Origin of the sequence: Clostridium algifaecis (assembly GCF_017874415.1) — a bacterium.
In the GTDB taxonomy this organism is placed as follows: Bacteria; Bacillota; Clostridia; order Clostridiales; family Clostridiaceae; genus Clostridium_B; species Clostridium_B algifaecis.
Genome location: NZ_JAGGLM010000009.1, coordinates 41,804 through 60,674 on the forward strand (window position 1 = coordinate 41,804; position 18,871 = coordinate 60,674).

18 protein-coding genes are annotated in these 18,871 nt (G+C 30.1%); 12 read left to right on the top strand and 6 right to left on the bottom strand.

What is annotated here, in order from left to right; translation table 11 throughout:
• Positions 1-18 precede the first annotated feature (18 nt).
• From J2Z42_RS08170 to J2Z42_RS08210, 9 genes are all read left to right on the top strand, one after another.
• Positions 19-1,449 carry an Rne/Rng family ribonuclease gene (locus J2Z42_RS08170; protein WP_209702159.1) on the top strand — a complete coding sequence of 477 codons (1,431 nt, stop codon included), beginning with the start codon at positions 19-21 and terminating at the stop codon, positions 1,447-1,449.
• A gap of 128 nt (positions 1,450-1,577) precedes the next feature.
• The gene (gene rplU / locus J2Z42_RS08175) at positions 1,578-1,892 is read left to right on the top strand and encodes a 50S ribosomal protein L21 (protein WP_209702160.1); all 315 of its coding nucleotides are present in this window, start codon (positions 1,578-1,580) and stop codon (positions 1,890-1,892) included.
• Between the two features lie 2 nt (positions 1,893-1,894).
• On the top strand, positions 1,895-2,221 hold the full coding sequence (locus J2Z42_RS08180; RefSeq protein WP_209702161.1) for a ribosomal-processing cysteine protease Prp: 327 nt from the start codon (positions 1,895-1,897) through the stop codon (positions 2,219-2,221).
• 2 nt (positions 2,222-2,223) lie between these two features.
• Positions 2,224-2,526, top strand: coding sequence for a 50S ribosomal protein L27 (gene rpmA, locus J2Z42_RS08185; RefSeq protein ID WP_209702162.1), 303 nt, complete (start codon positions 2,224-2,226; stop codon positions 2,524-2,526).
• 64 nt (positions 2,527-2,590) lie between these two features.
• Positions 2,591-3,865 (top strand): GTPase ObgE, encoded by a 1,275-nt coding sequence (obgE, locus tag J2Z42_RS08190; RefSeq protein ID WP_209702163.1) that lies wholly within the window; start codon positions 2,591-2,593, stop codon positions 3,863-3,865.
• A gap of 20 nt (positions 3,866-3,885) precedes the next feature.
• Positions 3,886-4,488, top strand: a complete 603-nt coding sequence (gene nadD / locus J2Z42_RS08195; protein WP_209702164.1) for a nicotinate-nucleotide adenylyltransferase — start codon at positions 3,886-3,888, stop codon at positions 4,486-4,488.
• Positions 4,489-4,520: 32 nt separating this feature from the next.
• On the top strand, positions 4,521-5,090 hold the full coding sequence (gene yqeK / locus J2Z42_RS08200; RefSeq protein ID WP_209702165.1) for a bis(5'-nucleosyl)-tetraphosphatase (symmetrical) YqeK: 570 nt from the start codon (positions 4,521-4,523) through the stop codon (positions 5,088-5,090).
• Positions 5,091-5,119: 29 nt separating this feature from the next.
• Positions 5,120-5,500 (top strand): RidA family protein, encoded by a 381-nt coding sequence (locus J2Z42_RS08205; RefSeq protein ID WP_209702166.1) that lies wholly within the window; start codon positions 5,120-5,122, stop codon positions 5,498-5,500.
• 110 nt (positions 5,501-5,610) lie between these two features.
• Positions 5,611-6,513: an RluA family pseudouridine synthase gene (locus J2Z42_RS08210; protein WP_209702167.1), complete on the top strand. Its 903-nt coding sequence runs from the start codon at positions 5,611-5,613 to the stop codon at positions 6,511-6,513.
• Between the two features lie 33 nt (positions 6,514-6,546).
• Here J2Z42_RS08210 and J2Z42_RS08215 read toward each other — a convergent pair whose 3' ends face one another.
• The gene (locus J2Z42_RS08215; RefSeq protein WP_209702168.1) at positions 6,547-7,776 is read right to left on the bottom strand and encodes a D-alanyl-D-alanine carboxypeptidase family protein; all 1,230 of its coding nucleotides are present in this window, start codon (positions 7,774-7,776) and stop codon (positions 6,547-6,549) included.
• A gap of 212 nt (positions 7,777-7,988) precedes the next feature.
• On the opposite strand from J2Z42_RS08215, the gene J2Z42_RS08220 reads away from it, so the two are divergent.
• Positions 7,989-8,549, top strand: a complete 561-nt coding sequence (locus J2Z42_RS08220) for a helix-hairpin-helix domain-containing protein (RefSeq protein WP_209702211.1) — start codon at positions 7,989-7,991, stop codon at positions 8,547-8,549.
• Between the two features lie 97 nt (positions 8,550-8,646).
• On the opposite strand, the gene J2Z42_RS08225 is transcribed toward J2Z42_RS08220, so the two are convergent.
• From J2Z42_RS08225 to J2Z42_RS08245, 5 genes are read right to left on the bottom strand one after another with little or no spacing between them, the layout of a single operon-like run.
• Positions 8,647-10,296, bottom strand: coding sequence for a peptide ABC transporter substrate-binding protein (locus J2Z42_RS08225; RefSeq protein WP_209702169.1), 1,650 nt, complete (start codon positions 10,294-10,296; stop codon positions 8,647-8,649).
• 43 nt (positions 10,297-10,339) lie between these two features.
• A complete protein-coding gene (locus J2Z42_RS08230; RefSeq protein WP_209702170.1) occupies positions 10,340-11,323 on the bottom strand; it encodes an ABC transporter ATP-binding protein in 984 nt (327 codons plus the stop codon).
• A 3-nt stretch (positions 11,324-11,326) separates the two neighbouring features.
• Positions 11,327-12,334, bottom strand: a complete 1,008-nt coding sequence (locus J2Z42_RS08235) for an ABC transporter ATP-binding protein (protein ID WP_209702171.1) — start codon at positions 12,332-12,334, stop codon at positions 11,327-11,329.
• A gap of 14 nt (positions 12,335-12,348) precedes the next feature.
• A complete protein-coding gene (locus J2Z42_RS08240) occupies positions 12,349-13,263 on the bottom strand; it encodes an ABC transporter permease (protein WP_209702172.1) in 915 nt (304 codons plus the stop codon).
• A 12-nt stretch (positions 13,264-13,275) separates the two neighbouring features.
• Positions 13,276-14,196, bottom strand: coding sequence for an ABC transporter permease (locus J2Z42_RS08245; RefSeq protein WP_209702173.1), 921 nt, complete (start codon positions 14,194-14,196; stop codon positions 13,276-13,278).
• Positions 14,197-14,421: 225 nt separating this feature from the next.
• Between J2Z42_RS08245 and J2Z42_RS08250 the strand changes: the two genes are divergently transcribed.
• Together J2Z42_RS08250 and J2Z42_RS08255 are read left to right on the top strand one after the other, a co-directional pair.
• A complete protein-coding gene (locus tag J2Z42_RS08250; protein WP_209702174.1) occupies positions 14,422-17,022 on the top strand; it encodes a cation-translocating P-type ATPase in 2,601 nt (866 codons plus the stop codon).
• A gap of 49 nt (positions 17,023-17,071) precedes the next feature.
• Positions 17,072-18,847 (top strand): ComEC/Rec2 family competence protein, encoded by a 1,776-nt coding sequence (locus J2Z42_RS08255; RefSeq protein WP_439897321.1) that lies wholly within the window; start codon positions 17,072-17,074, stop codon positions 18,845-18,847.
• Positions 18,848-18,871 lie beyond the last annotated feature (24 nt).

The following is an 18,871-nucleotide window of genomic DNA, read 5'->3' on the forward strand; positions in this document are numbered from 1 at the left end:
AAAGTGTGGTGTCAATTTTTGCAGTATATTTATATAGATAGAAGCAGTGAACTTTTAAGAATTGTCATAAAAAAGGATGATTTGTTAAGGGAATTATTTTTTAAAGAAGCAGGAGAAGTCTATCCAGGAGAAATATATAAAGGAGTTGTAAAAAACATTGTCCCTGCAATTAAATGTGCTTTTGTAGATATAGGTAAAGATAAAAATGCATATATGTACATCGACGGCAGATTTAAAAATAATAGATTGAAAAAGGGCGATGAAGTTTTAGTTCAAATTTCAAAAGATGATATTGACAGAAAAGGTGCCAAGGTAGTTAGTTCTATAACTGTGTCGGGGAAGTATTGCGTTCTGGACGGTTTCAATAAAAGCATACAGTTTTCAAGAAAAATTCATGATTGTGACTTTAAAGAGCTAATTTGCAGCAAATTGAAGATACCTGAAGATACTGGTATTATGATTAGGACTTCCGGACAAAATGTTTCGCCTGAAATTATACAATCTGAATTTAATAGATTGTATCAAACATATGAAGAAATTTTAAAAAAAAGTAGATATTCTTCAAAGCCGGGTCTCGTGTTTGATGATGGTGGAATTATAGAAAAAACCTTAAGAGATAAGCTTGATGAAGATAACTTTAAAATATATGTAAATCAAAGTGATGATTATGATAAAATAATTAAAATGCTTAGTCTGTATGATTATAATAAAGACAATGTTGAATTTTATAGAGGCAGCAGGAATATTTTTAGTTATTATGATATTGAAAAGGAAATATTAAAGCTTAGAAATAAAAGAGTTTATTTAAAATGTGGTGGATACATAGTAATAGATAGAACTGAGGCAATGTATGTTATAGATGTAAATTCAGGGAAAAATATAAAAAACAAATCCATGAAAAATACTGTGTTTACCACAAATTATGAGGCGTCGGAAGAAATTGTAAGACAGATAAGACTCAGAAATTTAAGTGGTATTATTTTAATAGATTTTATAGATATGGATAGTATTCAGAATAAAAACAGTATAATGGATGTACTTAAAAAAGGATTTTTAGATGACAAAAACAAAACTGTAGTTTATCCTTTTACAGAACTTAATTTAATTCAAATAGCCAGAAGAAGATCGGGAAAATCCATAGATTATTATATAGATGAGGATTGCAGCTGCTGTCAGGGAAGAGGAAGCAGAATAAAATTTTCTTATATCAGCATGAATATAAAAAACGAAATAGAAAAAATGAAAACAGATGGCAATATAGAACATATTCATGTAGAAATAGGTAATGCTTATAGAAGCGATATAGAAAAAGATACATATGAATTTTTAAAAAGTATAGGAGCATTGAAAAAAAATATATATTTAACCTATAAAGAAAGTATGTGCTTTCATGTAGAACCACTTGTATTTTCAAACCAAATAGAGAAATTGAAAAAATATAAAATTTGAGGCAAAAACTTTACAAAGAAAGTCATATATGCTAAAATACCATGTGTAGACCGCACGAAATAGGTTAAAAATGTAATCAATATTCATTACATACCTTTTAGGCGAGACTGGATTGAGGAGGTGTTTTTATGTACGCAGTTGTAGTTACAGGAGGAAAACAGTATAAGGTTTCAGAAGGAGACGTTATATATGTTGAAAAGATCAATGCTGATGTTGATTCAACAGTTGAAATCGACAATGTACTTGCAGTAAGCAAGGAAGATGGCGAATTAGTTGTTGGAAAACCTAATGTTGATGGAGCTAAGGTAAGTGCTAAGGTTTTAGCTCAGGGTAAAAACAAAAAAGTTGTTGTATTTAAGTATAAGAGAAAGATTGACTACAGAAAGAAACAGGGACACAGACAACCATATACTAAATTACAAATAGAAAAAATTAATGCTTAATTATGATTAAAGTTAATTTTAAAAGAAAATCAGGCAATTTAGTTTCTGTTAAATTAAAAGGTCATGCAGATTCTGTAAGCGAAGGTTATGATTTGGTATGTTGTGCCGTTTCTGTACTTTCGCAGAGTATTCTCATTGGAATTACAGAAGTGCTGAAGCTTAAAGCCAATTATTCAATAGATGACGGATTTTTAAGTTTTTCATTGGAGAATATGTCGGCAAATGATATAAAAAAAAGTCAGGTGCTTATGGAAACTATGTTACTTGGTTTAAAAAAGATAGAGATAAGTTATGGTGAATATATAAATATATTCTTAGAGGAGGTGTAATTATGATTAACATGGATCTTCAATTATTTGCCCATAAAAAAGGAATGGGTAGTACAAGAAACGGTAGAGACAGTGAAGCTAAGAGACTTGGAACCAAGGCAGCAGCAGGACAGTTTGTATTAGCTGGAAACATACTTGTTAGACAAAGAGGAACAAAGATTCATCCAGGAAATAATGTAGGAATAGGATCAGATGATACTCTTTTTGCTAAAGTTGACGGAATAGTTAAATTTGAAAGAGTAGGAAGAGACAAGAAGAAAGCCAGTGTTTATCCTTTACCTGAAGAAGAGTTAGTAGTTGAATAATACTGTATAATAGCACCCTTATGGGTGCTTTTTTTAAACTATGGTTAAAAATGGAGGAATATAAATGTTTGTAGATACGGCTAGGATATTTGTAAAATCAGGTGACGGTGGAGATGGTGCAATATCATTTAGGAGAGAAAAATATGTTCCACTTGGCGGACCTGACGGTGGAGATGGAGGAAATGGCGGAGATGTAATATTAGTATCCGATGAGAATAGTACTACATTGATGGATTTTACATACAGAAAAAAATATAAGGCTGATAATGGAGAAAACGGGGCAGGTTCTAAATGTTTTGGTAGAAAAGGAAATGATCTTTATATAAAAGTTCCAATGGGTACCGTTGTTAAGGATGTTAATACAGATAAAATTATGGCTGACTTATCACATCCAGGAGATAAATATATAGTCTGCAAAGGCGGAAAGGGTGGAAAAGGTAATGTCAGGTTTACAACTCCTACAAGGCAGGCACCAGAATTTGCTGAGCCAGGTATGCCTGGTGAAGAAAGATATATTTTATTGGAACTCAAGGTACTGGCAGATGTAGGACTTATTGGCTTTCCTAACGTTGGAAAATCAACGCTCCTTTCAGTTGTTACAAAGGCTACCCCTAAGATTGCAAACTATCATTTTACTACATTAAATCCTAATTTAGGCGTGGTAAATATTCCGGGAATAAATAGCTTTGTGATTGCAGATATACCAGGAATAATTGAAGGGGCATCAAGTGGGGTTGGTCTTGGAATCAAATTTCTGAGACATATTGAAAGAACCAGACTTCTCATACATGTAGTTGATATATCGCAGATAGAAGGCAGAGATGCTTTTTCAGATTTTGTAAAGATAAATGAGGAACTTAAAAATTATGATGTAAAGCTCTGGAATAGGCCTCAGATAATTGCAGCCAACAAGGCCGATATGCTATATGATGATAAAATATTCGATGATTTCCAGAAAAAAGTATCAGAACTTGGGTATGGAAAGGTATTTAAAATATCAGCAGCTACAAAACGTGGGGTCGATGATCTTATGAAGGAAGTAGCAAGAAGATTGAGTGAGATTCCTATTACTGATATGGAAATAGATGAGGCAGATAAGTTTGTGCCTGAAGATAAAAAGTTTACTTATACTATAAGAAAAGAAGAAAATACTTATATAGTTGAAGGAAGCTTTGTGGATAGATTGCTTGCTAGTGTTAATGTAAATGACTATAATGAGCTGAGATATTTTTATAAGGTACTTAGAAACAAGGGCGTTATGGAAGACTTAATAAAAATGGGAATCAAAGATGGGGATACAATAAAATTAAATGATTTTCAGTTTGAATATTTGCTATAATTTATTTTAGGAGAAGATGTATGATTAGAAAAGCTATTTTTGGCGGTACTTTTGATCCTATACATAATGGTCACATACATATAGCTTATGAAGCATTTTATAAACTTGATTTAAGTGAAGTTATATTTATGCCATCGGGTATTCCGCCTCATAAATTAGATAAAAAAATAACAGATCCATTTATAAGATATAATATGGTAAAGGCCGCTGTAAAGAATGAGAAAAAATTTGTAGTAAGTGATTATGAAATTAATAGTCCAGACTTAAGTTATACTTATAAGACGCTTAGACATTTTAATGATTTAGAAACAAATGTAGAGTGGTATTTTCTAACGGGGACAGATTGCCTGATGGATATAGAGGAATGGAGTAATACGAGAGAAATATTTAAATTATGTAAATTCGTAGTGTTTAATAGACCGGGTTTTGATATTGATAATATAATATGCCAAAAGAAAAAAATGGAGAAAAAGTATTCAGCGGATATTATATTTCTGGATGCCAATCTTTTGGATATATCTTCTACTAATATACGTAAAAATATTAAAATTAATAGAAATGTAGGCTATCTTTTGCCAGAAAGTGTATATAAAATTATAAAAGAATATAACCTTTATAAATAAAGATTATACAGTTTTGTTTTGGAGTGATTACAATGTGGGATGAGGAAGAAATACAAGAATATTTAAAGGTTAACCTTAAAGCTACAAGATATGAACATAGTTTGGGGGTTAGAGACACAGCTGTAAAATTAGCAAAAATATATGGAGCAGATGAGAAAAAAGCAAGGATTGCAGGACTTGTTCATGATTGTGCAAAATATGTCCCGGGTGATGAACTTATATCTATTGCATCTGAAAATGATATCGCTATAGACGATGTCTTTATGGAAACTCCGTCGCTTTTACATGGAGCAGTAGCTGCTGTTATTGCAAAAAATAAAATGGGAGTATACGATGATGATATATTAAGTGCTATAACATATCATACTACAGGAAAAGAGAATATGAGTTTGATGGAAAAGATAATATATGTAGCAGATTATATTGAACCTAATAGAGATTTTCCTGGAGTTGATAGAATAAGAAAGGAAGCATTGGAGAATTTAGATACAGCATTACTTGATTCTTTTAACAGTACTATAAAACATGTTATTGATAAAAAAGAGCTTTTGCATTTAAATACTATAAGGGGCAGAAATTATTTAATTTCTCAATATAAATAATTTACATAAATAAAAATGGAGGTTTTTTTATGAAAAAGCAAATAATAAGCACTAAAAAAGCACCAGGTGCAGTAGGACCGTACTCACAAGCAGTTAAGGCAGGAGATTTTTTATTTGTATCAGGTCAAATTCCGATTGATCCAGAAACAGGGGAACTGATTTCAAATGATATACAGAAAGCTGCTGAAAGATCTTTAGAAAATATAGGGGCAATTTTAAATGAAGGCGGCAGTTCATTTGATAAAGTTGTTAAAACTACAGTATTTGTAAAAAACATGTCAGATTTTGCAAAGGTAAATGAAGTTTATGCTAGATATTTTAAAAGTGATATGCCTGCAAGATCATGTGTGGAAGCTAAACTTCCAAAAGATTCTTTAGTAGAAATTGAAGTTATAGCAATATCAGATTAGCTTTAAATTTTGAATCTTCTAATGAATTTTGATTGGTACCGTTGATTATTTTTGTTTTAATTAATTGACGGTATTTATTTTAACAAATAAATGTACAGGAGAATATAATAATGCACAGTAATAAGATATTTTTTAATGTAGAAGAAGGAGAACAAGGTCTCAAATTGAGGGAATATCTTAGAAAAAACAAGAAATTTTCAGGGAGACTAATAAAAGGCGCAGCTTTAGATGGAAGAATTGAAGTGAATGATAACAGAACTAAATTGAATTATATATTGAAATTACATGATATAGTTTCTATAGATTTAGCTAAAGAAGAGACTCAAAATGTAGAACCGGAAAAAATGGATATTGATATTGTATATGAAGACGAAGATGTATTAGTGGCAAATAAAAGGCCTGGTATGGTTGTACATCCTACTAAGAGTTATCAAAGTGGCACACTGGCAAATGGATTATTATATCATTTCAGAGAAGAGGGAGAAAGCTGTATAGTAAGGTTAGTCAGTAGATTGGATATGGATACTTCAGGACTCGTTATAGTTGGTAAAAATCAATTTGCCCATATGTGTTTGGCTAGGGATATGAAAAGTGAAGATTTTGAAAAAAGTTATATTGCAATTGTGCATGGTAATATGGAAAATAAGAGAGGAACTATAGATTTACCTATATATAGACCTGAAAATGTTATGGGAATAAAGAGAATAATTGATGACAGAGGTCAAAAAAGTATAACCCACTATAATGTTTTAGAGAGTATGAAGGGCGGAGATATTGTCAAACTTACACTGGAAACAGGTAGAACACATCAAATAAGAGTCCATTTGAGCAGTATTGGATATCCTATTTATGGAGATTCTCTTTATTGTGAATATGATGATTCTAAATACATAAATAGACAGGCACTTCATGCATATAGGTTAAAATTTCCTCATCCAAGAACAGGTAAGGTAGTAGAACTTGAAACAGATTTACCAGATGATATGAAAAGATTAATAGATAAAATAAGCTGAAGATGTACTTAATAATAAATCTTCAGCTTAATACTATTCATTTGAAATTTTATTTTTTTTTATTAAAAACGCGGATATTATTATCAAAATAATTATTGAAGCTAAAACGAGATACTGCATATTTAAATGTGATATCTTATTTTGATTTCCAGTATAAATACTACTGGATGAATTATTTACACCACTTAAAAGCTGCAAATTTCCTACGTTTTTACCATTTAAAGAAAACTCTGCTTCATCAACTGTATCACCCTTTTTAAAAGATTTTAAATTTAAATTATTGTCTTTTAATTTAAAAGTAGGAGTAGAATTATCTCCAATTTCTCTATCATAGTAAAAATCTGATGCAGCAATTAATGGCACAGATAAATTATTTTTATTATAATTAGCTATAATATCTCCTTTAGAATAAAGTTTTTCAAATTTGAAGTTATTATAACCATAGTTGAATAATGATATAGCATCTGGAAAGAAAGTTTTATTTTTATCATGGACTAAAGCCACAATTAATTGGTGATTTCCTCTAATGGCTGTTGCTACATATGAATGTAGAGATTGAATTGTATAGCCTGTTTTACCACCTATACAGCCTTCATAGTAATAATGAGACTGTTTTTGAATCAATCTATTTTCATTCCAAACAACTCTTTCATTCTTGGATTTATTAGTAGGTTTAATTGTGTAAGAAACTGTACTTGCTATCTTGGAATAATTTGAATTTTTAGATAGTTCCTTCATAATTAATGATAAATCCTTTGCAGAAATATTATGATTTTTATCAAATAAACCACTTGGATTAACAAAATGAGTATGTAGTGCACCTAATTCTAAAGCTTTTTTATTCATTTCATCAACAAACTTATTTACAGAACCATTACCAACATATTCTGCAAGTGCCATTGCACAATCATTATCTGAAGCGAGCAACAAACCATATAATAAATCTCTTACTTTTAATTTTTCACCTTCAATAAGGCCAAGCCTGGTTCCATCAATTTTTGGCGGATTACTTCCTATTGTAACTTCATTATCTAAATTTGTTTTTTCCAGTACCAATAGAGCAGTCATTATTTTAGTAGTAGAAGCTGGAGGATAAGCTGTATCCGGATTCTTTGAAAATAGAATTTCACCAGTAGTAGCATCTAGTAATACAGCGCTGTCGGCTGAAACAGAAGGAGGCGGATCTTTTGCATAAGCTTTAAAAGATGTGCTACAGCTAATTAAAAATAACCATAGTACAATAAAAATTACTGATTTTTTCATATTTTCCTCCTTAAATTATATACAACAACATTATATCAAAAAAATACAATATGTGCGACATAATTTTTAATATTTGTCAATAATAAAGATATTAAGAATTACTGGAGGATTTAATTTTGAATATAATAAATAAAATAACTGATTATATTATAAGGAAGTGCAAGTCAAATAATAAGAAGATAATAGGATCTATTATTATCCTGGTCATATTCATGGTATTTCTAATTGTTGGGTATTTCAATTCAAGACCTGTCAGCAGCAAGAATAGTGAAGATGTATTTAAACAGAAAAGTTATGATGTAGAAAATAAATCAAATAATAAAAATTCCGGTAAAAGTGAAGGAAACATAACTGTTTATATAAATGGTGAGGTTAAGAAACCAGGAGTATATGTTTTGAAAAATGATAGCAGAATTGAAGATCTGGTTAAAACTTCTGGAGGATTTTTAGATGATGCAGATACTTATAAATTAAATTTAGCAAAGAAATTGAAGGATGAAGATTATATATCCGTAGATAAAAAACAAAATTCCGGCAGTAATGTGCCTCAGAATTCTAGTTCTGGCATAAGCCAGGATGGAAAGGTAAATATAAATAAAGCGTCTAAAGAAGAATTGAAGGAGATTCCTGGAGTAGGAGATGTGACCGCACAGAAAATAATAGACTATAGGGAGAAGAATGGAGAGTTTTCGTCTATAGAAGATATAAAAAAAGTAGGAAGAATAGGAGATAAGACATTTGAAAAAATAAAGGATAAAATTGATGTTAGATAATTATATTCTTTTGAAATATGTAAATAAAAGCCATATTTAGTTTTCAATTAAATATGGCTTTTATGTGTTTTTCATTTTATAAACTTTTTATTAAAAGTTATTTTTGGAGACTGGCATCTCTGAATATAAAGAAACCTAAGTTTGATATGTGAACATTTTTAAGTTTCTTATTCATACAAACAACTTCAGTATAGTAATAAATAGGTATGATAGGAAGATCTGTCATTAATTGATCTTCTGCAGAGTGAAGTAAAACTGCTCTTTTTGCTTTGTCAGGTTCAGCTTTTGCTTGAGCAATCAATTGATCGTATTTAGTATTTGAATATCCTGTATTGTTGTTGCCATTACCGGTTGTAAACATATCAAGAAAAGTCATGGCATCATTGTAGTCAGCTATCCATCCATCTCTTCCTAATAAGAAGTTATGTTTTTGCAGGTCAGTTAAATGTACTTTTCTTTCAACATTTCTTAAAGTAATATTTATTCCAAGGTTCTTTTTCCACATATCTTGAACTGCTTGAGCTATATTCTGATGATTTTGCATTGTATTGTATAGAATTTCTAATTGAGGGAAACCTTTACCATCAGGATATCCAGCTTCAGCTAAAAGTTTTTTGGCCTGTGATACATCAGCAGTTTTGGGAAGGTATTCTTTATTGGTAAATTCATTCCCATTTGAATCACTTGTGCCTAAAGGTACGAATGAAGTAGCAGGTTTTTCACCGCCTTTTGAAATCTTTTCTACTATAGAGGTTCTGTCTATAGCAAGATTAAGAGCTTTTCGAACTCTTGCATCACTTAGAACCTTAGCAGCCTGTGAATTGACGCCTTTTGCCTGAGGTGACACATTTATATCATAAAAGTAAGTTCCTAAATAAGGGTATGACTTTGCAGTTCCATCTTTTAATAAACCAGGAATTTCAGCAGCAGGAGGTTTATCTATTAAATCAAGCTGTCCTGTTTTAAAAGCTGAGTAATAACTGCTTTCATTCTCTAAAGTTTTAAATTCGATTCTATCAATCTTTACATTTTTAGCATTCCAGTAGTTGGAATTTTTTTCGAAGTTTAAACTGTCTTTTTGCTTATATTCCACCATTTTGAATGGACCATTAGATATATATGTTTCTGCCTTTGTTGCCCAGGTAGTTGGATTTTTCTCAACAATGTCTTTTCTCACAGGAGCATAGGTAGGAAAAGCTGTTAGAGATATAAAATAAGGTGTAGGACTTTCAAGTGTAGCAACTAATGTGTAATCATCTGTTGCTTTAACACCTACATTTGCTGCAGTAGATTTTCCTGTATTATAAGCTTCACCATTTTTTAAATAGAATAACTGGTAAGCGTATTGGGAAGCTGTTTTTGGATCAAGTGCTCTTTTCCATGCATATTCAAAATCTGATGCTTTAACTGTTTTTCCATCAGACCATTTTGCTTTTTTTCTTAAATGGAAAGTATAAGTAAGACCATCACTTGAAACGTCCCATTTTTCAGCAACACCAGGTACAGACTTTTCATTTTTATCTAGATTTGTCAATCCTTCAAAGGCATTAGTAATTACATGACCACCTTCAACTGAATTGTTTAGACCAGGATCAATAGTTTTTGGATCGGCAGCAATATTTACTTTTATTGTACTTTTACCGGTAGTATTACCGCCGGTTTTGGAAGTGCCGCATCCAGTAAACAATGAACCCATAAGTGTAAGTGACATTGTAACTGCAAGAATTTTAAATTTGTTCTTTAACATAATGTCCCTCCTATTAAAATTTAATTTATTTAAATAATTTATATTATTTAATGCATAAATGACAGGCAACATAATGATTGTTACCAATATCTTTTAAATTCGGTTCCTGACTGGAACATACTTTATTAGCATATTTGCATCTATCTTTAAATCTGCATCCTGGTGCAGGGTCTATTGGAGAAGGAGTTTCACCCTCCAGCGTTATTCTCTTATTTTTAGCTGCCATGTCAGGATCAGGTATAGGTATTGCAGATAATAGTGCTTTAGTATAAGGATGCAGTGGATTATCATAAAGCTCATTACTTTCAGCAAGTTCTACAATTTTACCAAGATACATCACTCCAATTTTAGTAGATATATGTTTTACCATTGACAAATCGTGTGCTATAAATAAGTAAGTGAGGCCGAAGTCATTTTGAAGATCCTCAAGCATATTTACAACCTGGGCCTGGATTGATACATCAAGGGCAGATATAGGTTCATCGCAAACTATAAACTCAGGTTGTACTGCAAGAGCTCTCGCTATTCCTATCCTTTGCCTTTGACCTCCGGAAAATTCATGAGGATATCTGTTTGAATGATCCTTGTTTAAGCCAACTTTATTTAAGAGATATTGAATTCTTTTTTGTTTTTCTTTTTTGTTCATGAGATTGTGTATATCAATGGATTCACCTATTATATCTCCTACTGTCATTCTTGAATCAAGAGATGCATATGGATCTTGAAATATCATTTGCATTTTTCTCCTGTAGGGGAGCATTTTAGCTGGAGAAAATTTAGATATATTAACACCGTTGTATATGATTTGTCCTTGTGTTGGTTCATATAACTTAATTATGGTTCTACCTGTAGTAGTTTTTCCACAGCCTGATTCTCCAACTAATCCAAGAGTTTCTCCTTTGTTAATTGTAAAAGATACATTATCTACAGCTTTAACATTGCTGATTGTTTTCCCAAAAAAATCTTTTTTTGCTGGAAAGTATTTTTTAAGATTTTTAATTTCAATAAATGGATTAATATCTGCCATTTTTTATTTACCTCCTGCGTTAGTTTTTTCTATATTTGGTGCATTTTTATGATTTAGCCAGCAGGATGCAAAATGGCCTTTATCTATTTTAAATGCTTCAGGCATATTGTTTAAACATATTTTCATAGTGTAGTCACATCTAGGAGCAAAAGGACATCCAGTTGGTGGTTTAAGTAAATCAGGTGGAGTACCTTCTATTGGCGTGAGTTTTCCTTTTATTTTCTCTTTTGGATTAGGGATGCTTTTTAAAAGACCCCATGTATAAGGATGTCTTGGATTATAAAAAATGTCTCTTGTGCTGCCGCTTTCAATAATCATTCCGCCGTACATTACATTTATCCTGTTGCAAAGATCGGCAACTACACCAAGGTCATGTGTTATTAAAATTATAGACATATCTATTTTAGATTTTAAGTTTTTCATGAGTTCCAGTATTTGTGCCTGTATAGTTACATCAAGAGCTGTAGTTGGCTCATCTGCAATTAAAAGCTTTGGATTGCAGACAAGTGCCATGGCAATAAGAGCTCTCTGTCTCATTCCACCAGAAAACTCATGTGGATATTGATTTATTCTCTTTTCAGCACCTGGTATTCCAACCAGTCTTAGAATTTCGATAACTTTTTTATTAGCCTCTTTTTTACTCATGTGTTTGTGTTTTATGAGTGGCTCTGCCAATTGATATCCTATTTTGAAAACAGGATTCAAAGATGTCATAGGATCTTGAAATATCATTCCAATTTCGTTACCTCGTATATTCTCCATATCTCTATCACTTAATTTATTTAAATCTTTGTTGTTGAATTTTATACTGTCTGCTTTTATTTCTGCATTTTCTGGAAGAAGTCTCATTATAGACATCATGGTAATACTTTTTCCACTTCCAGATTCTCCCACTATTCCGAGAGCTTCACCTTTATAAAGATATAGGGACACTCCACGAACTGCTTTTATATCGCCAAGATAGGTATGAAAAGATGTACGCAGATTGTTTATTTCAAGCAATTTCGCCATTATAAGTCCTCCTATTATTTTTTCATTTTAGGATCTAGAGAATCCCTTAGTCCATCACCTAATAAATTAAATGCAAGCATAGTTAGACATATTGCCAGAGATGGAAAAAACAGCTGTAATGGATATAGTTGAAATCCATCTAGCGCATCTGATGCAAGAGTTCCCCAGGACGCCATTGGAGCAGATACGCCAAGTCCTATGAAACTTAAAAATGATTCTGTGAATATGGCATCTGGAACTGAAAGGGTCAAAGTTACTATTATTGGTCCCATGCAGTTTGGAATTAAATGTTTTAATATTATTCTGAATGATGATGCACCAAGAGTTTTTGCGGCTAAAACAAATTCCTGCTGTTTAAGCGACATAATCTCTCCTCTTACTATCCTGGCCATGGTAAGCCAGAAAGCAACAGCCAAAGCTATTATTATACTTTTAAGTCCTGCACCAAATACTACCATAAAGAGTATTACATAAATTGTCATTGGTATTGAATATAGAATATCCACAATCCTCATCATTATGTTGTCTATTTTTCCACCAAAATATCCTGATATACCTCCATATAATATACCAATTAATATATTTAAAATACTTGCTGAATAGCCTACAGTGAGAGAAATTCTAGCTCCATAAAGTATTCTTATAAACACATCTCTTCCAAATTTATCTGTTCCAAACCAATGTGAAGCACTTGGTGGCAAGTTTGACATGGTTAAATTTTGACTATAATAATTGTATTTTGACATTAACGGTCCAAATATAGCTAGCAAAGTAATAAAGATTACAAATATCAAACCAGTCATAGCTAGTTTGTTACTTTTTAGTCTTCTCCATACATCTTGCCAGTAAGAAATATTTGGTCTTACTATGATTTCTGATTTTTTTTCCTTATTTGAAACTTTTTCAAATGAGTCATCATGTAGTTCCATATTATTATCCTCCTAAGATTCCAGCTTTATTCTTGGATCAATAATTACATACAATATATCCACGATAAGGTTGCATATTATTAAAAATGTACTGTAGAATATTGTTACACCTAATATGGTCGTATAATCTCTGTTGTATATACTCTGAACGAATTCTCTACCTAAACCTGGTATTCCAAACAAATTTTCTATAACAAAACTTCCTGTAAGTATAGCTGCAAAAAGAGGACCTATATACGTAATTATAGGTATAAGTGAATTTTTCAAGGCATGTTTATATATGATTTTTCTTTCAGATAGACCCTTGGCTTTTGCCACTTTTATATAATCCTGTCTTATTACTTCTAACAGGCTGGATCTAGATAATCTAGCTATAAATGACATTGAATATGCTCCAAGGGCAACAGATGGAAGCACATAGCCTGACGGACTGTCAAGCCCAACAGCGGGAAACCAGCGCAATTTTACTGCAAAAAGGTAAATGAAAAAAGTTGCCATAACGAAATTTGGAACTGTTACTCCAAGGGTAGCTATAATCATTGATGTACTGTCCTGCCATTTACCCTGATTAAGAGCAGCTACTGTGCCCATAAACAAACCTAGAATTAATGCAAATATTACAGCTAATACTCCTACCCTGGCAGATACCGGAAAAGAATAGGATATTACTTCATTTACTGTTTTACCCTCATATCTCATGGATGGTCCGAGTTCACCATGTAATATACTGTTTAAATAGGTAGTATACTGATTAATAAGTGGTTTATCCAATCCAAATTTTTGTTCCAGATTAGCCTTAATTTGAGGTGGAAGTTTTTTTTCTTCGTCAAAAGGACCACCTGGAATCAAGTGCATTAATAAAAATGTTACTGATAATACAATCCATATTGTGATGACACTATAAATTAGTCTTTTTAAAATATACTTTGACATATTCTAGCCCCCATTTAAAATCTTAAAATAATATATAGTATGCATAATTATTAGATATTTTATGTGGTAAAATACAATTAATAAAATTTTAAAACTATTAAATTATTTAGAATTTGAGAAAAATATTAATAAAGTATTATAATATAATTTGTAAAGTTAAAATAATTGGATACGATATTTTAAAGTAGTATATAATGTCCTTTTTTATATTTGAGAGGTGAACTTATGTTTGAATGGTACAAAAAATCCTGGAGTGAAGTTATAAAAGAATTAGATAGCGATAGTTATTATGGGCTTTATGATGAGCAAGTTGGAGTTCATAGAAAAAAATATGGAGAAAATAGAATAATTATACCAAGTACTAGGAGTTTTTTATATCATATATTAATGCAATTTAAGGAAATATGGGTTTTATTTTTGATTTTATGTTTTATAGCGTTAATATATTTTAAGTTGCTTTTAGCAGCTGGTATAGTTTTTATTGTAATTTTTTTAAATAATATATGTATATCGTTAGAGGAATATAAGAATGAAAAAAATATAAAAGAATTGCAGCGATTAAATTATGGTTATGCCAGAGTTATAAGAAATGGAAGAACTATGAAAATTCCAGCTGATGAGCTGGTGGTTGGAGATATAGTAATAATTGGTGAAGGCGAGTCAGTACTAGCTGATGTAAGAGTTATAGAAGCGAACGATTTAAAGGTGGATGAGTGCTCAGTTACGGGTGAAAAATTTTTATCTGATAAATATGAACCTAAAATATCTGATAAAGAAATTTCTCTATCGGATATGAAAAATATATTATTCAAATCTTCTACAGTTATTAGTGGTGATGTTACAGGCATAGTTGTAGCAGTAGGTATGGAAACGCAGATTGCAAATATAATGAAATTACTTTTGGAGCATAATGAAAAGAGAATTTCCTTTAAATCCATTCTAAATAGTATATTAAACGATTTTGCCAGAATGTCATTAGTAGGAATTTTAGTTGTAAGTGTATTGATTTATCAATGGAATAAAGATTTATTTTATTTGATAAAACAAATTTTTGTTATAGGATCAAGTGCATTTCCTGTAGGCTTTTGTTTCATAGTATGGCTTATAAGTATGATAATAATTAAAGAATTGAAAAAAAATAATAATGTAAATTTTAAAAATTTATTAAGTATTGAAAAGTTCTCTAATGTATCTGTTGTATGTACTGATAAAGTTGGTGGATTTTCCACAGATAGAATGGATGTAGCTAAAGCTTATGGAAACAGTGGCTTTATTAAATTAGACGGGGAATCTTTAAAAGAAAGCATCGATAGCAGTTTATTTAGAATGTTAAATATTGGCCTTTTATGTAATGATACAAAATCTATTGATGGTAAAATTGAGAATTCAAAAGATGATTTAGTAGAGATTTCTATTACTAAATTTGCACAGCAGATTGGAATTAGTAAAAAAGAAGTTGAAAGAAACCATGAAAGAATATTTCAAATCTCATTTGATACTGAAAGACATATAATGACTACTGTAAACAAAAAGGACAAGAACTATAGAGCTAATGTAAAAGGAGCAGTAGATTCCATTATTGAAAGATGTACTCATATAATGAAAAATGGAGTAGAAGTCAAGATAACGGAAGATGATATAAAGGATATACGTGATGCAGATATATCTATGTCTAATGATTGTTTAAGTGTAACTGGTTTTGCATATAGAAATTTTAATTATGAACCAAGTCTGAAAGAAAATATAGAAAGTAATTTAGTGTTTGTTGGGCTTATAGGGTTTGAAAATAAATTAAAGGAAACTGCAGAAGATTCTATAAAGAAAGCAGCAAGCCTTTCAATAAAACCTGTAATAATCACAGAAGACAGTAAATTAACTGCATTTGCAGTAGGAAAAAAACTTGGATTTTTATCCAGGCTGCAGCAGATAATCTCTGGTGTTGAAATTGATAATATGGATGATGAAGAATTTAAACGTATTGGAGAAAAAATAAATATTTTCTCAAGAATTAATTCCAAACATAAGATTAAAATTATTGAAGCTCTAAAGAGTTATGGATATATTACAGCTATGACGGGATGGAAGTTGACTGATTTGCCTGCACTTAAGATATCCAATATAGGTATAACCAATACGAAAAGCAATATTGTAAAAAAATTATGTGATATATCTATAAAAAATATTGATTTTATGAATTTATTGAATTTAATAGAAGGTTCAAGAAAAATAATAAGTGTAATGAGAAAAATACTTCTTTATATAATAAGCTGCAGCTTTGGATTTTTAATTTTTTACCTTATGAATTCAATATTTAATGGTGGCTCTCAGATTGAAGGAGATATATTTATAAAATCAATATGGTTTAATATAGTAACTATGTTTTTATCTTCACTGGCATTGGTATATCAATACAAATATGAAACAACAGAATATATTAATTGTAAAATAGATAAACAGATGATAAAAAGCAAAAAATATTTTATTATTTTTGCTGGATTTTTAATGGCTATTTTAGCATTTTCTGCTTTTAAATTTTCACAAATTTTAGGAAGTAAATTTTCTGGTAATATGGCTTTTGGAGTTTTAAATTTTTGTTCGGTAATTTTTGCTTATAGTTTTTCAAATACAAAAATATTTAAAAATTTAGTTTCTAATTTTATAATATTTATAAATTTTGTTTTCCAAATTATTGTTATTGTGTTTATGGGAAAATTTAATATTATATTTGATGGAGTATATTGGATAATTATTTTTGCTTTTTCAATTTTATGGTTCATATTTTGTATGTTTTATAAATTGGATGGAGAAAACTACTATATGGATTAATTGATTTCCTGTTTATAATTGGATTTTTTGTCAATATTATAAACAAGAGGTGCGGAGATTGAAAAGACCATTGGTATTTTATTCTATTTCTACAGCAATAGGTTGTTTATCTACAATGGAGTTTTTTAATGATTTTATTGTAGGCATGACTATTGCTGTATTATTTTTTATAATATATTTTTTTACCTTAGATAGAAAATTTTTTATTATTAATGCTATGTTTTTTATTTTAGCTTCTTTTAGTTTTATGTGTTATTTTAATATGTACTTAGATACAAATGAAAAGATCAGGGTAGTACAGAAAAAAAGTTATTATTTTATAGGAAATTTTAAAGGAAGAAAAGTTATACTTACAGGCAAGACAGAAAAATTAGAAGAAGGTTCGAGGATAGAAGCATATGGAAGCTTTGAAAAAAATAATGATTTTTCCAGGGGGATAATTGGAAGATATACTATAAAGAATTATAAACCATTGAAACATGATATGATATATTATATTTATGAATATAAGAAATTTATTTATAATAAATTTAAAAATAAAATTGGTGAGGATAGAACGGCTTTAGTGATGGGTATATGCTATGGTGATACACAATATTTAACTTCTGATCAAAATCAAGAGTTTCAAAAATTGGGAGTGGTTCATGCAGTTAGTGTTTCTGGCTTTCATATGGCTATACTATATCAATTTATAGAATGTATACTTGGTTTTAAGGCTGCTGTGATATTTTCCATGCTTTATGTTGTTTTTACAGGAATGTCAGCTGCTACTGTAAGGTCGTTTATCATGATATTTATATTTAAAATGTCTAAAGTATTTTTTAGAGAATATGATAGCCTATCCTCATTATCCTTAGCTGCTATTATTCTTATTATGGCAAAACCATATAATGTTGTAGATATAGGATTTTCACTGTCATTTTTAGCTACACTCGGTATAATTTTATACTATAAGAAACTTTCAATGAAATTTTATATGCTCCCTAAAAAGTTAAACGAAAGTATCAGCATTACATTAGCTTCTCAAATTTATTCCATGCCATATATAGCCTTTACAATTCAAAATTTCAGTTATGGATTTATATTGGGAAATTTATTTTTACTTCCGTTGTATTCTGCTATAGTTGTACTTGGAAATGTTGCTCTTATATTTTCATTCTTAAAACAGGCATTTGATTTAATTACAATACCTTTAAATATGGTACTTACAGCATCGGAAGGAGCTAATTCAATAATACTGAAATTTTGTCCTGATATAATCTATTTAAGTTATGAACAGGGAATTATAATGCTTTTGTTATATATGAGTTATGTTCTCTATAAGTCGGGATATAAAAAGATAAAGTATTTGCCGGCTGCAGTTTTAATAGCAGTATTTATTCAAAATTATAGTTTTATTACAGAAATAACTTTTTTGAATTTTAAAAGTGGAGAAGCAGTTATTTTAAATAATGGAAGCAAGAAATTTATGATGTGCAATTATGATTCATTTTCATCTAAATGGGTAACAAATATAAGGGATTCTATGAATGTAGACAAAATAGTGACTAACCCATCACAAAATTATATTTATAAATTAAATAATAATAGTTTCTTAAATATAAATCCTGAAAACAAGGACGAATTGATTGTAAAATTATGCAATAATAATGAAGAAATTAATTTTGTCCTGGATAAACAGTATGAATCTGATATAAAAACGTCTGATAGGAACTTGATTTACATACCAAAATTAAGAAGTGATAGTTCAATGTCTAATGGAGATGTTTTAGATAAAAGTTGTTCTTATGTTATAATATTTAACAGGGCAATTAAAATTAAATAATATAAAACTAGCAGCTGAAATAGA